The 12,579-nt window shown below is 43.2% G+C and carries 15 protein-coding genes and 2 tRNA genes; 8 read left to right on the plus strand and 9 right to left on the minus strand.

Annotated elements, in window-relative coordinates:
* Positions 1–123 precede the first annotated feature (123 nt).
* Positions 124–1,350, plus strand: a complete 1,227-nt coding sequence (locus CKV74_RS01200; RefSeq protein WP_007241632.1) for an MFS transporter — start codon at positions 124–126, stop codon at positions 1,348–1,350.
* A 296-nt stretch (positions 1,351–1,646) separates the two neighbouring features.
* Here CKV74_RS01200 and CKV74_RS01205 read toward each other — a convergent pair whose 3' ends face one another.
* From CKV74_RS01205 to CKV74_RS01225, 5 genes are read right to left on the minus strand one after another with little or no spacing between them, the layout of a single operon-like run.
* Positions 1,647–2,264 carry an energy-coupling factor ABC transporter ATP-binding protein gene (locus CKV74_RS01205; protein WP_007241688.1) on the minus strand — a complete coding sequence of 206 codons (618 nt, stop codon included), beginning with the start codon at positions 2,262–2,264 and terminating at the stop codon, positions 1,647–1,649.
* 1 nt (position 2,265) lies between these two features.
* A complete protein-coding gene (locus tag CKV74_RS01210) occupies positions 2,266–2,898 on the minus strand; it encodes an energy-coupling factor transporter transmembrane component T family protein (RefSeq protein ID WP_095176636.1) in 633 nt (210 codons plus the stop codon).
* Positions 2,898–3,518, minus strand: coding sequence for a cobalt transporter CbiM (gene cbiM, locus CKV74_RS01215; RefSeq protein WP_007241715.1), 621 nt, complete (start codon positions 3,516–3,518; stop codon positions 2,898–2,900). Before cbiM ends, CKV74_RS01210 begins: the two co-directional genes overlap by 1 nt.
* Complete coding sequence (locus tag CKV74_RS01220) at positions 3,518–4,003, minus strand: HI_1622 family ECF transport-associated protein (protein ID WP_007241606.1); 486 nt, start codon at positions 4,001–4,003, stop codon at positions 3,518–3,520. The genes cbiM and CKV74_RS01220 overlap by 1 nt, the downstream gene beginning before the upstream one ends.
* A gap of 11 nt (positions 4,004–4,014) precedes the next feature.
* Complete coding sequence (locus CKV74_RS01225) at positions 4,015–4,698, minus strand: DUF4198 domain-containing protein (RefSeq protein WP_095176637.1); 684 nt, start codon at positions 4,696–4,698, stop codon at positions 4,015–4,017.
* Between the two features lie 333 nt (positions 4,699–5,031).
* On the opposite strand from CKV74_RS01225, the gene CKV74_RS01230 reads away from it, so the two are divergent.
* The 6 genes from CKV74_RS01230 to CKV74_RS01255 all read left to right on the plus strand — a co-directional run bounded on the left by CKV74_RS01230 (position 5,032) and on the right by CKV74_RS01255 (position 10,029).
* On the plus strand, positions 5,032–5,895 hold the full coding sequence (locus tag CKV74_RS01230) for a DMT family transporter (protein ID WP_007241812.1): 864 nt from the start codon (positions 5,032–5,034) through the stop codon (positions 5,893–5,895).
* 66 nt (positions 5,896–5,961) lie between these two features.
* Positions 5,962–6,852 carry a Fe(3+) dicitrate ABC transporter substrate-binding protein gene (locus tag CKV74_RS01235; protein ID WP_007241644.1) on the plus strand — a complete coding sequence of 297 codons (891 nt, stop codon included), beginning with the start codon at positions 5,962–5,964 and terminating at the stop codon, positions 6,850–6,852.
* Positions 6,852–7,841, plus strand: a complete 990-nt coding sequence (gene fecC, locus CKV74_RS01240; RefSeq protein ID WP_039847722.1) for an iron-dicitrate ABC transporter permease FecC — start codon at positions 6,852–6,854, stop codon at positions 7,839–7,841. Before CKV74_RS01235 ends, fecC begins: the two co-directional genes overlap by 1 nt.
* Entirely contained in the window at positions 7,841–8,824 is a 984-nt protein-coding gene (gene fecD / locus CKV74_RS01245; protein WP_007241733.1) for a Fe(3+) dicitrate ABC transporter permease subunit FecD, read from the plus strand. Before fecC ends, fecD begins: the two co-directional genes overlap by 1 nt.
* Positions 8,824–9,591 carry a Fe(3+) dicitrate ABC transporter ATP-binding protein FecE gene (gene fecE, locus CKV74_RS01250; RefSeq protein ID WP_007241656.1) on the plus strand — a complete coding sequence of 256 codons (768 nt, stop codon included), beginning with the start codon at positions 8,824–8,826 and terminating at the stop codon, positions 9,589–9,591. Before fecD ends, fecE begins: the two co-directional genes overlap by 1 nt.
* 108 nt (positions 9,592–9,699) lie before the next feature.
* A complete protein-coding gene (locus CKV74_RS01255) occupies positions 9,700–10,029 on the plus strand; it encodes a DMT family transporter (protein ID WP_007241527.1) in 330 nt (109 codons plus the stop codon).
* Between the two features lie 29 nt (positions 10,030–10,058).
* Here CKV74_RS01255 and CKV74_RS01260 read toward each other — a convergent pair whose 3' ends face one another.
* Both CKV74_RS01260 and proB read right to left on the minus strand, forming a co-directional pair.
* Positions 10,059–10,454, minus strand: a complete 396-nt coding sequence (locus CKV74_RS01260) for a hypothetical protein (RefSeq protein WP_007241803.1) — start codon at positions 10,452–10,454, stop codon at positions 10,059–10,061.
* 9 nt (positions 10,455–10,463) lie between these two features.
* Entirely contained in the window at positions 10,464–11,564 is a 1,101-nt protein-coding gene (gene proB, locus CKV74_RS01265) for a glutamate 5-kinase (protein WP_039847721.1), read from the minus strand.
* A gap of 143 nt (positions 11,565–11,707) precedes the next feature.
* Here proB and folA point away from each other — a divergent pair, with 143 nt between their 5' ends.
* Positions 11,708–12,205, plus strand: a complete 498-nt coding sequence (folA, locus tag CKV74_RS01270; protein ID WP_007241837.1) for a type 3 dihydrofolate reductase — start codon at positions 11,708–11,710, stop codon at positions 12,203–12,205.
* A 144-nt stretch (positions 12,206–12,349) separates the two neighbouring features.
* On the opposite strand, the gene CKV74_RS01275 is transcribed toward folA, so the two are convergent.
* Both CKV74_RS01275 and CKV74_RS01280 read right to left on the minus strand, forming a co-directional pair.
* Positions 12,350–12,426, minus strand: a tRNA-Arg gene (locus CKV74_RS01275).
* 34 nt (positions 12,427–12,460) lie between these two features.
* Positions 12,461–12,537, minus strand: a tRNA-Pro gene (locus tag CKV74_RS01280).
* Between the last annotated feature and the right edge of the window lie 42 nt (positions 12,538–12,579).

Raw genomic sequence — 12,579 nt, forward strand, 5'->3', positions numbered from 1 at the left:
TTCACTATAATTGACATAAGACATCATACGTCTTATCTTTATTTACGCAAGCAGAAATTAGCAATGATTTTAAATTCTGTGACCTGGACCACAAAATTCTCAAATACAAGGAAGGAGGTTGTTATGGCAACATCGTTACCATGGTATAAAGAAGTCAGCCCTACGCAAAAGAAAGCGTTATTTGCGGCTTGGTTAGGGTATGTTTTTGATGGCTTCGATTACATGCTGATCACTTATGTGCTATTGGATATTCAAAAAGAATTCGCCATGAGCACAACGGAAACATCCACATTATTGCTTGCGGCCTTCGTGGCACGCCCATTGGGCGGAGCGATTTTCGGTAGCTTTGCCGATAAATACGGTCGCCGTTTAGCCATGATTGTTTCCATCATTACGTATTCCGTCGGTACATTCCTGTGCGGATTATCCACCAGTTACATTTGGCTATTTATCTTCCGTATGATCATTGGTATGGGAATGGCGGGGGAATATGCTTGTTCTTCCTCTTATGCCATTGAGAGCTGGCCAAAACATTTGCGAACCAAAGCCAGTGCCTTTCTGGTGAGTGGCTTCTCCATTGGTAATATTCTCGCCTCCCAACTGATTCCTTGGATCGCCCAAACTTATGGTTGGCGTACCGCCTTTTTTATTGGTTTGGTACCTGTCGCATTAGTACTCTACGTCCGTCGTCATGCCCCTGAAAGTGAAGAATGGGCACAAGCGAAAGCGGCCGGTAAAGTAAATAAAGTACCGCTTACCGATCTCTTTACCAAAAAACAATTGCCTATCACCCTGATTATTTTCTTAGTTTGTTATTCCATTTTCTCCGTAAACTGGCCGGTAGTCGGTTTACTACCGCTTTACCTCAAAGAAAATGGTTATGCTGAAAATGTGAAATCACTGATGTTCTGGGCTGGTTTCGGTATTCTCATCGGAACCCTTGTCGCAGGCTTCATTGGAGATAAATTGGGTGAGAAGAAAACCTTTGTATACAGCTTACTGTTATCGCTTTTCTTCCTCTTCCCAGTATTCTATTTGCCAGAAAATAATGTGCTTGCCCTTGGCGCCCTACTCTTCTTCTTACTCGCAACCAACCTAGGTATCGCCGGTTTAGTACCAAAATATATGGCAACTTTCTTCCCTGCTGAAATGCGGAGTACCGGTATTGGTTTCATCTATAATTTTGCTGCCATTGGTGGCGGTATATCACCGGTGATCGCTGCAGCAATTAGTGAAAAAGTAGGACTTGGTTCATCCTTGGTGTATGTAACCTTATTCTGGACTATCGTATTGGTTGCTCTTGTCGGGTTCAAAGTACCGGAATACATTCAAGCAAGAGTGCAAAAATAAACAGCAGCATCTAACAATATTCACCATTCGATGGTTTATAAGTCAATCACAATAAAATCAATAACTTAGCATTGATTTTGGCAAAAACTCTAAAAATCAGCCCCGCGTTTTGCGGGGCTATTTTATTGAAGTGCTTTTAACTATTGGTTGATTTGCTCGCTATTAAGACGGCCGGGTTATCTTTTGTTCGTTGCTATCATATTTTTCTATTTCCCTTATATGGATTGTTGGAAAAACTGATACTGCAAATATCTATAACCACAGTTCATACACAACGATCAGCTGTGAAATACAGGTCATAAACTGATAATTTCTGTGGCGAGTTCGTTAATAAACCCATGATGATGGGATGAAATCAACATTGGTAAGGAAAGTTCACGCAAGAGTAAGGTTAGTTTTTCCGTATTTTTGCGATCTAATCCATTGGTTGGTTCATCTAATAATAGAATTTTCGGCTGCATCGCTAATACACCGGCCAGCGCAGTAAAATTTTTCTCACCACCGGATAAGGTATGTACCATGCGATCTTTTAAGTGTGTGATGCCGAGTCGTTCCAATTGTTGCTGCGCAATATGATATGCCTGTTCTCTCGGAATATTTTGGTTTAATGGCCCAAATGCCACATCATCCAACACTGTCGGGCCAAAAAGTTGATCATCGGCATTTTGAAAACAAATACCAATAGTGCCACGAAAAGGTGTGAAGTCTTTTTCATCACGACACACTTGCCCAAAGAGTTGAATTTCACCTCGACTGATAGGCACAAACCCTAGCAACGCGAGTAGTAAAGTTGTTTTTCCAGAACCAATTTCCCCCTGTACAAACAGGCGTTTTTGTCCCTCTAAGGTAAAACTCAAATCCTGAATAATGGCTCGCCCATTACGTTCTATACAAAGATTATTTACCGCTAACATTTTATTTTTCTCTCTTTTTACCAAACTGAAAGCCACGACATTTTAAAGCCATTTGCGCCGTTTCAGCCTTCAATAGGGCATGAATTAATAATAAAGCGACACTTTGAGCCGTCACATATAGAGTTCGGCGATTCAGTCCTGGACGAAATCCACGCGCCCGCATAGCAATATCCATTTTTTGGCGCAATTCACCTAGCAACGCAATGTAGCGTACGGTGAGTACAAAAAGCTGAATTAATTTTTCCGGTAAAGGCAGTTTGCCAATCGCTTGAACCAACACTGCATCGTTGATATTCCACAAAAAAAGCCATAGGGAAATCAGTAATAAATGAGTACGTAAGCTCAACTTTTCTGCTAATTCTATGCCCTGTAAATTGAGTTCAATGCCATTTTCGCCGACTTTCCAAGTTAATGTTGCCCACATCAAAGCAATAAAAACGACTAAGGTAAACCAACGTTTCAGATAAGGTCCAAAAGCTCTTTGGCTAAATAGAAGTGAAATAAGAAAGGCTGCAAATGCAAATAAATTAAGGGGGATAAGCCAAGTGAAATCGCTTAGCCCACTGATGATTAGCCCCCAAATAAACAGATAAATCAACCGAAAGTGCGGTTGAAGTAAACGATGAATTGCCATTAAGAGAAATTCTCGGTGCGATTCAGTACGGCTGGGTACATCTTACAAAGCGAGGTAATGACACCAACACTAATAATGCTATCCAAAATAAATACCGGCACGTGAGAAACCAGTAAAAGCCAAACGAGATCCAGATAGCTTTTACCACCGTCCAACATCAGCACAAAAGAGGCTAATGCGCCGGCTCCCCCCACACCAATCACGCCAGCACCAATACCGACTAATAAGCGATCTTTTAAGGTCATTTGTGGCTGCAAACGGGAACGGAAAAGATAATGGACGATCACCGCTGGGGCTGCCATTACGCAAAGATTCACACCTAATACCGCAAATCCACCAAAGGAGAAGAAGATAACTTGCAACAACAGTGCAATAAGAAACGCCGGGAAAACCGCCCAACCAAGAAATAAACCGGCCATGCCATTTAAAATTAAATGCACGCTACCAATTCCTACGGGCACATGAATAGTTCCTGCCACAAAAAATGCTGCGGCAAACAGCGCTGTAAGCGGCAAATTTTCCGATTCTAAACGACGCAATCCTACCGCTATGCCAGCAATTGCAAGCGCCGCGCCGGATAATAAAACAGGCGTATGTAACACGCCCTCAGATAAATGCATTAAATCCGTCCTTGTTTAATTTTACGCGCATTACGCAAAGCAAGAAGCCCGGCAATACCAACGATATAACCGATTCCACCTAAAATATCATGCAAATAAATCTTATCTTTTAGATGCGCAATATCTTCACGTAGCAGCATCAAATCTGTCCCACTCTGATTGGATACTGAGGTATGGGCTGCCACTATCGAAGCGCGATGTCCTTCATCACCTTCTACCACCACCTTTAAGGTGGTGTTCGGCACATCAGCAACCGACAAGCTAAATGAACCTTGACGATCGGTTTTGCCGCTTAAAATCGGTTCTGAAACACCGGAGCGGAACACCTCTAAATATGTTTCAGCCGCCGGTGTCATATCGGAATAATAGGATTTGCCGGAGAGTGTTTGCCCATCATATTGGGCAAACACATAGAGCGCGTGGGCATGAGCATTTGGGAAATAACAAGCCGCTAAAAGCGCGGTAAAAAAAGCAAATATTTTCATCCCAAATCCATTTATTGCGCATCAAAGGTCAGCATATATTCCACAGAACGACGATCATAATCAGCGTTATTCGTCACATTTTCATGAAATTCAGCCCACACTTTGTTAAAGCCTTTAGTTGGCGTAAATTGCGCGATACCTTTTTCATCGGTGAGATTAAATGGAGCATCTTCACTCACCCCTACTTTAATCCCTTGTACCGGTTTTCCATTATGTAGCACAAGAATAGAAAGTGGTTTATTGGCTTGCGCTTTTTCTTGAGGGATCAATTCGTAAGCCTGTTGATGGGATTTAAAAGATTCATCATCCCATTTCAAAATCGCTTTACCAAATTTAACCGGATTCGTACTAAATTCAGCGGTAGGTTCTTCACGTTTAGTTTTTTCTACATATTTACCGCTCGGTAATTTTGACCACACCCCATTATCAAAATGCACGAATACTAAATCCGATTTAGGCGTGATATATGCTTCGCCATTTTTAAATTGATAATCTAGTGAGGCTAATTTACCTTGTGAATTTAAGACTTGGATAGACTTAATTTTGGATTGAGGATAGGTTTCGGTTTGTTCATGACCAAATTTCACCACATACTCTCCTTGTGATGAAGCCGGTTCAAGCCAAACATTATGCGCATTAGCGAAAGACATTGCGAAAAGGGCAGTAAGTCCTACAGCGATTTTTTTTAATTCCATTTTGGATTCTCCTTGTTTGTTAAAAAAATCTGGGCTCATGATAAAATATAAAGTAACTTTAGAGTCAAGACCTTTTTGAGAAAATTAATGAAAATAAAAAACTAAAACCGTAAAAACATACATATACATAATGAAGTTTAATTTCCAACACAACGCGCTGTGGTGATAGACTAAACTCACCGTCCTCAATAGTGAGGTAAAACGCCCAGCAAGAGGATAAAATCTCAATGAAACCACTTTAGGCTACCGAATAATCGTCTTCTCTTATTTATTCCCATTATCTCGGATTTATCTTAGTCGTCATATTAATCGGTTAGCCCTTCGGAAAATATTATGATTTCACCCAGTAATACCCTTAAAGCCATTCTTTGCATGATCCTTGCCTATATCAGCATTGCTTTGATGGGGATTTTTGTAAAATTGGCTTCCGATAGTTTACCTTCTAGCGAAATTCTCTTTGCCCGTTTTTTAATTGGCACATTATTTCTATTGCCATTTCTGGCCAAAACAAGAGATTTCCGGGTAGATCTCAAACAATGGCATTTTCTTGTTTTACGTAATCTGGCCGGGATTTGCAGTATGTTATTGATGTTTTATTCATTAAAAAATCTACCGGTATCCATCGCCATTTTATTAATGAATACCTCAGCCCTCTTCGTGCCGCTACTACTGTTGTTTCTGAAAGAGAAAACACCGTTAAATATGTTAACCTGCTGTGTGTTAGGTTTTATTGGTGTAGCAATCATTTTATTAACCAACCTAAACGGCACGATTGCTATCTCGGCCATTTTTATCGGTCTTGCCGGAGCAATGTTGGCTGCCATGGCATTCATTAGTCTACAGGAGCTGAATAAACACAACTCACCACAAAATATAGTGTTCTATTTTCACCTGCTCGGTTCCTTACTCTTACCGCTATTCTTTTTTCCTCAATGGCAATTCCCCGATACCCATGCTTTTGTTTTGATGCTATTAGTCGGTGGCTTCGGACTGATTTTCCAACTTTTGCTTACCCGCGCCTTTAAATACGCACCGGCTAACGTCGTGACGCCTTTTGCCTTTACCGGTGTTATTTTTTCCGGGTTATGCGATTGGCTATTTTGGGATAACGCACCAAATGGCAATTTCTGGCTAGGTACCTTAGTCATTATCATTGCCGTTAGTAGCCTGGCTAAAATACGCAGTCGAAAACATTAAAGAAAACTATTCTCAATTATCCTCTTTTCGTTATAATGCTTGCGCTTTTTATATCAGGAGAATTTTATGAAACACTTTATCAAAACTGTTATCGGCTGTATTACCCTTGCATTTGCTCTACAAACCCAAGCGGTTACTGTAAAAGATGCGAAAGGTGAATTTACCCTTGATAAAACCCCAAGCCGTGTTGTGGCATTGGAATATTCTTTTGTGGATGCGTTAGCCCAAGTCGGCGTAAGCCCTGTGGGTGTGGCTGACGATAACAAAGTCGATCGTATTTTGCCGCAAGTACGCGAAAAAATTGCCGCATGGCAATCCGTTGGTACACGTTCTCAACCTAGCCTTGAAGTGATCGCTTCCCTCAAACCCGATTTAATTATTGCCGATCCTTCCCGTCACACAGCGGTGTTTGAAGAATTGAAAAAAATTGCGCCAACGGTGATGTTTGATTCGCGTCATGAGAGCTATCAAGAAAATCTTGAAACCGCGCAAAAAATTGGTGATTTAGTGGGTAAAAGCGCCGAAATGAAAGCGAAAATCAATGAACATAATAATTACATTGCCAACATTGCGAAAAATCTAGGTGTACAAGGCAAAAAAGCCTCATTTGGTACTTCTCGAGAAGATAAATTTAATATCCAAAATGACAATGGCTATGTGGGAAGTTTCTTAACGACATTAGGTTTTGCGCCAACTAAACTCAATAGCGATCAAGCTTTCGTGGAAATCAACCTTGAACAATTAGTAATGGAAAAACCGGAATACTTGTTCATCGCCCATTATCGTGATGAAAGTATTGCCCGCAAATGGGAAGCCGAGCCACTTTGGAAAGCCATTCCTGCCGTAAAAGCAAACCATGTTTACAGCGTTGACGCCGACATGTGGGCGCGTGGTCGCGGCTTAGAAGCGAGCAAAATTATGGCGAAACAAATTGAAGGTTTTGTGAAACAAAAATAATGATGAAGTCCACTTTCCGTTGGGGACTTCCCCTTATCATTCTGGCTTTCCTATTATGGGGAAGCCTGTTTTTGTATTATCCCATCGAAATTCGACCGCTTGCAGCGTTACAAGCATTCCTCCCCGATGGCGATGAAATTGCCAAAATTACAGTAACAGATTTACGTCTACCGCGCGCATTAGTTGGCATGATTTTAGGTGCTAATCTTGCGGTGGCGGGGGCGTTGTTACAAACCATTACGCGCAATCCGCTTGCTTCGCCTACGCTACTCAGCGTGAACTCAGGAGCCAGTCTTGCGATGGTAACTACTAGTGCGTTTAGCCCCTTGATTCTTTCTGGTTATAGCATTGCCTTAGTTGCCAGTATCGGTGGTGGTATAAGTTGGTTTGTTGTGATGCTGATCAGCAATGGTTGGAAAGACAACAGTGGGGATCGTAGCCGAGTGATTTTAGCGGGGATTGCCGTATCACTACTGTGTGCAGCGCTCACGAAATTAGTGCTCATTATCGCTGAAGATCACGCCTTCGGTATTATGAGTTGGCTAGCGGGCGGCATTGCACATGCCCGTTGGAATGAATTATTAACGTTATTTCCGTTCTTTATTTTGACTGCACTTTTCTGCCTGTTTTTTGCCAGCCGTTTAAATTTACTCAATTTAAGCGATGAATCCGCTCGTTCGCTAGGCATCAATCTTTTCCGCTTACGTTGGTACGCTAACATCATGGCATTATTGATTGTGGGTTCAAGCGTAAGTGTTGCTGGTCCCGTGGCCTTTATTGGCTTACTCGTGCCCCACCTTGCCCGCTATTGGATTGGTTATGACTTGCGAAAATCGCTCCCTATGGCGATGTTACTCGGTGCAATTTTAATGCTCGCTGCAGATACCATTGCCCGCGCGGTCAACTTTCCTAGCGAAGTGCCTGCCGGTGCGGTACTTGCCTTAATCGGTGCACCAGTCTTTGTATTATTTGCCAGAGGAAGACACTAATGCGAGCTTCTCATGTATCTTTTCGCGCTATCGGCTTTTATGTCGGCACGCTTAGTCTGATGGTACTACTCTTTGGATTGAGTATTCGCCTTGGCACTTACACGCTTTCCTTTGAGGAAATTTGGGCGGCCTTTCAGCCTGACGATAAAAACTATTTTACCTTGATGGAATATCGCTTACCCCGTGCAGTGTTAGCGATTTTATTAGGTGGTGCCTTAGCGATTTCTGGTGTGTTAGTGCAAAGTGTGGTGCGCAATCCACTTGCCTCTCCCGACATTTTAGGGATTAACAATGCGGCTGGGTTAGTTGCTGTTTCGGTATTGATGTTCTTGCCAAACTTAGCATTTTACTGGATGCCTATTTTTGCCTTTTTAGGTGGTGTGCTCTCTTTTGTCATTTTATGGATCGTGTGCGGTTTTAACTTCCGCCCTATCAAAATGGCAATCATTGGGGTCGCACTATCCGCATTGTGGGCAGCCATCAGTCATTATCTGATGCTCACTAATCCGGTCGAGATCAATACGGCGATGTTATGGCTCACAGGAAGCCTGTGGGGGCGTAGCTGGTCTTATTTAAATGTGGTATTGCCATGGTTAGTGGTATTGCTACCCTTGCCATTTATTTTCTGTCGTGATCTCGACACCCTTGGTTTAGGTGAAAACAAAGCCTCTACCTTGGGTGTGTCCGTGAATAAAGTGCAAATCAGCGTTTTAGTGCTAGCGGTCGCCCTTTCCACTACAGCCGTGGCAATTTGTGGTCCGATTGCCTTTTTAGGCTTAGTTGCTCCACATCTTGCTCGTCGTTTAGTCGGCGGCAGACATCGCACCCTATTACCGGCAGCCTTGATTATTGGCGCCCTCTTATTACAACTTTCGGATATTTTGGCGCGGGTGATTGACCCACCAACGGAACTGCCGGCAGGTATTCTGACCGCGATTATCGGTGCGCCATATTTCTTCTACTTATTGATGAGAACTAAATAATGAGCATTGAAATCAATAATTTATCTTTAGGTTATCAAGATAAACTCGTGGTTAAAAATCTGTCGCTAAAATTCCCGAAAAATAAAGTGATTGCATTAATCGGCCCAAATGGTTGCTGTAAGTCCACCACATTAAAAGCGGTGGCTCGCTTGCTTAAGCCAAAGCAAGGCTCAATCACCCATAAAGGCAAGGACATTTGGCAAAAAAGCCCTAAAGAATATGCCCAAGAATTGGCTTTTCTTCCGCAGCAACACTTGGTACCTGAAGGCATTAAAGTACGAGAATTGATCGCTTACGGGCGTTCGCCTTACTTAAATCTATGGGGTAAACTCAGTCAAAAAGATGAAGAATTGGTCACTTGGGCAATGGCACAAACGCAAACTGCCGAACTCGCCGAACAGTTGGTTTCTGATTTATCCGGTGGTCAGCAACAACGGGTATTTTTAGCCATGACTCTTGCGCAAGATGCTGAATTAGTGCTACTCGATGAGCCCACCACTTATCTGGATTTAAACCGCCAAGCAGAACTGATGGGCATGATGCGACAAATGCAACAAAACGGTAAAACCGTAATTACAGTGTTGCATGATCTCAACCAAGCCTGCCGTTATTGCGATCACTTAATCGTCATGAAAAAAGGTGCTGTGATGGCACAAGGCACACCTGATGAAGTGATGACCGAAGAGTTGCTGAAGGATGTGTTTGATTTGGATGTGGAAATTCATCGCGATCCGATAGCCGATAGTCCGATGTTTATTATAAAATAGGCTCGTTTTGTTTTTCAAACACCTCTAATAAAATCAATAACTTAGCCTTATTTTTAGCAAAAAGATTGATTTTCATGGGGGCGTTTGACGGAGTTTTGAGGAGTAATTTTGAATCCGTGGATGATTTTAGCGCTATCGATTGGCTTAGAGGTTGTCGCCACCAATTTATTAAAGATCAGCGATGGTTTCAGCAAACCGCTACCGACAATTAGCGCCTTGGTTTTATATGCGGCATCATTTTATGGGGTATCCTTGGTGTTCCGTAGCTTATCGGTGGGCTTGGTGTATGCCGTATGGTCGGGTGTGGGGATAGTGCTTACGGCAATCGTCGCCTATTTCATCTTCGACCAAAGAATTGACACCGCCGGTCTGCTAGGCATTGCCTTGATCATTGCCGGCATTTTGGTGATCAATCTTTTTTCTAAAATGTCAGCATAAAAAAACGGCATCTTCAGATGCCGTTATAGTTAATGAGCTTTTTTATGCGCCTTGTTCTTCGTCTTGTGCCCTTTCACATTGTTGTTGGCCTTTAAGCGTCCACCAGCTTTACGAAAACCCTGCAACCACTGCGCTTGAAAGCGTGAGCCAACAATGCCCTGACTACGACAAAATTGCACACGTTGCGCCAACAGGGTTTGATAATAGGCGGCATAGGTTCTTGCCACCCGATAACCGTCCAAATACCAATCGTCCAAATCACCGCAATCCGCTGTATTCAAACGTTTTTCCCGACCATTAATATTAAAGGGCTGGCGACCACCGCTATAACTTGGCCCATCACCGAAGATAATGCTGACACCTTCGCCCTGCACCGGCCCACTTAAAATGGCGCATAATGCCGCCAAGCATACTAATTTTTTCAATTTCGTATCCTATAACACGATCATTTCGTCACGATGCATTGCCACCGAGCCATATTCATAGCCCAAAAGCGCTTCGATTTCATGGGATTGTTTGCCCTTAATCAAGCCTAACGCATCACTGTTGTAACGTGGCATTCCTAAGGCTAATGGTGTGCCCTCACGATCTAAAATACGCACAACTTCGCCGCGAGAAAAACGCCCTTCTAACGCTAAAATACCGGCCGGTAAAAGGGATTTATGCTGCACCAAAATAGCATTTTTTGCACCATCATCCACGGTTAAGGTACCCACACAAGGTGCAGCAAATAACCATTGTTTACGGCTTTCCAAACGATCCGCCTGATGGGCGATAAATTTCGTACCAATCGGTTTTTGGTAAGCTAAATCAACGATCACATTGGCACGGTTGCCCGGTGCGATAATGGTTTCAATCCCCGAACGGGTCGCGACATCGGCTGCTGCAACTTTGGTCGCCATACCACCGGTACCTTGCGTAGTACCGCTACCGCCGGCAATCTGACGAATTTCTGGCGTAATTTGCGCCACTTCGGCGATTAGTTGAGCATGCGGATTTTTGCGCGGATCCGAATCAAACAAGCCTTGCTGATCGGTTAATAAATACAGTTGATCCGATTGCACCAAAATCGCTACCAACGCGGATAAATTGTCGTTATCACCAACTTTTATTTCTGCCGTCGCCACCGCATCATTTTCATTGATCACCGGAATAATTCGATTATCTAGCAACGCATGCAAAGTATCACGGGCATTTAAAAAACGTTCGCGGTCTTCAATATCGGCACGGGTTAATAGCAATTGGCCAATATGAATATCGTAAATTGCAAACAATCTTTCCCAAGCTTGAATCAACTGACTTTGTCCCACCGCAGCTAATAACTGCTTGGAAGCAATGGTCGGCGGCAATGTAGGATGATTAAGATAATGCCGGCCGGCAGCGATCGCACCTGAAGTGACAATCACCACGCGGAAGCCTTCCTGATGCAAACGGGCAATTTGCCGTACGATTTCCATCATATGTGGCGAATTCAACTTTGGTGTACCTTGAGTGAGCGTACTGGTGCCGAATTTAACAACGATCGTTTTGTTCATTTCAATAAACCTGTGGCGAAAAAAGAGCGCATAAATTAGCACCAAAAGGGGCAAAAATCACGCAAAAAAGTGAATGATGAAAAAGACTTGCGGGAAAGAGGCTTTTTCGCCAAGATAAGCGGAATTTTTTATAAGGAGTCCTTATGCAGCTTAGTCTGATTGTTGCCGCAACCCGCAATTGGGTGATCGGTAAAGAAAACCAAATGCCTTGGCATTTGCCTGCCGATTTAGCTTGGTTTCGCCAAAACACCAGCGGTAAGCCCGTGATTATGGGACGTAAAACCTTTGCAAGCATTGGTCGCCCATTACCAAAACGCACCAATATCGTGCTATCCCGTAGCCCTTTCGAACATCCTGGCGTCATTTGGCATAGCAGCTTGGAGAACGCCTTAGCAGAGTTGAGCGAATCCCCTGAAGTGATGCTTATCGGTGGTGGTGAGTTGTTTAAACAATATTTAGCGCAGGCAGATAAACTCTATTTCACACAAATTCAGGCTGAAATCGACGGCGATACTTTTTTTCCGGAAATCCATTGGGCAGATTGGGATATCACCTTCGAACAATATCGTCCGGCCGATGAAAATAACGCCTACGACTGTCGCTTTATGATTTGTGAACGGAAGGGTAAACCGCAGGTATAAGAATAGGGCGGAAAACGCCCTAGTGAAAATTGGAATTTTGCCTAAAAAAGCATGTAAGTTATTGATTTTATTAGAAATGAATTCAAAATCTGTCTATTCGAATTGCAACCTAAATGAGATATTGGAATAACCAACAGAATTAAATGGCACGCCCTAAAGGATTCGAACCTTTGACCCACGCCTTAGAAGGGCGTTGCTCTATCCAGCTGAGCTAAGGGCGCATAAACATGGATATTCGGGTGAGAAAAAAAGAAGTGGTCGGCGAGATAGGATTTGAACCTACGACCCACTGGTCCCAAACCAGTTGCGCTACCAAGCTGCGCTACTCGCCGACGAATGCGCGCTATTATAGAGGCCTTTGACTATTCGTCAAC

Origin of the sequence: Haemophilus pittmaniae (assembly GCF_900186995.1) — a bacterium.
Lineage (GTDB): Bacteria > Pseudomonadota > Gammaproteobacteria > Enterobacterales > Pasteurellaceae > Haemophilus_D > Haemophilus_D pittmaniae.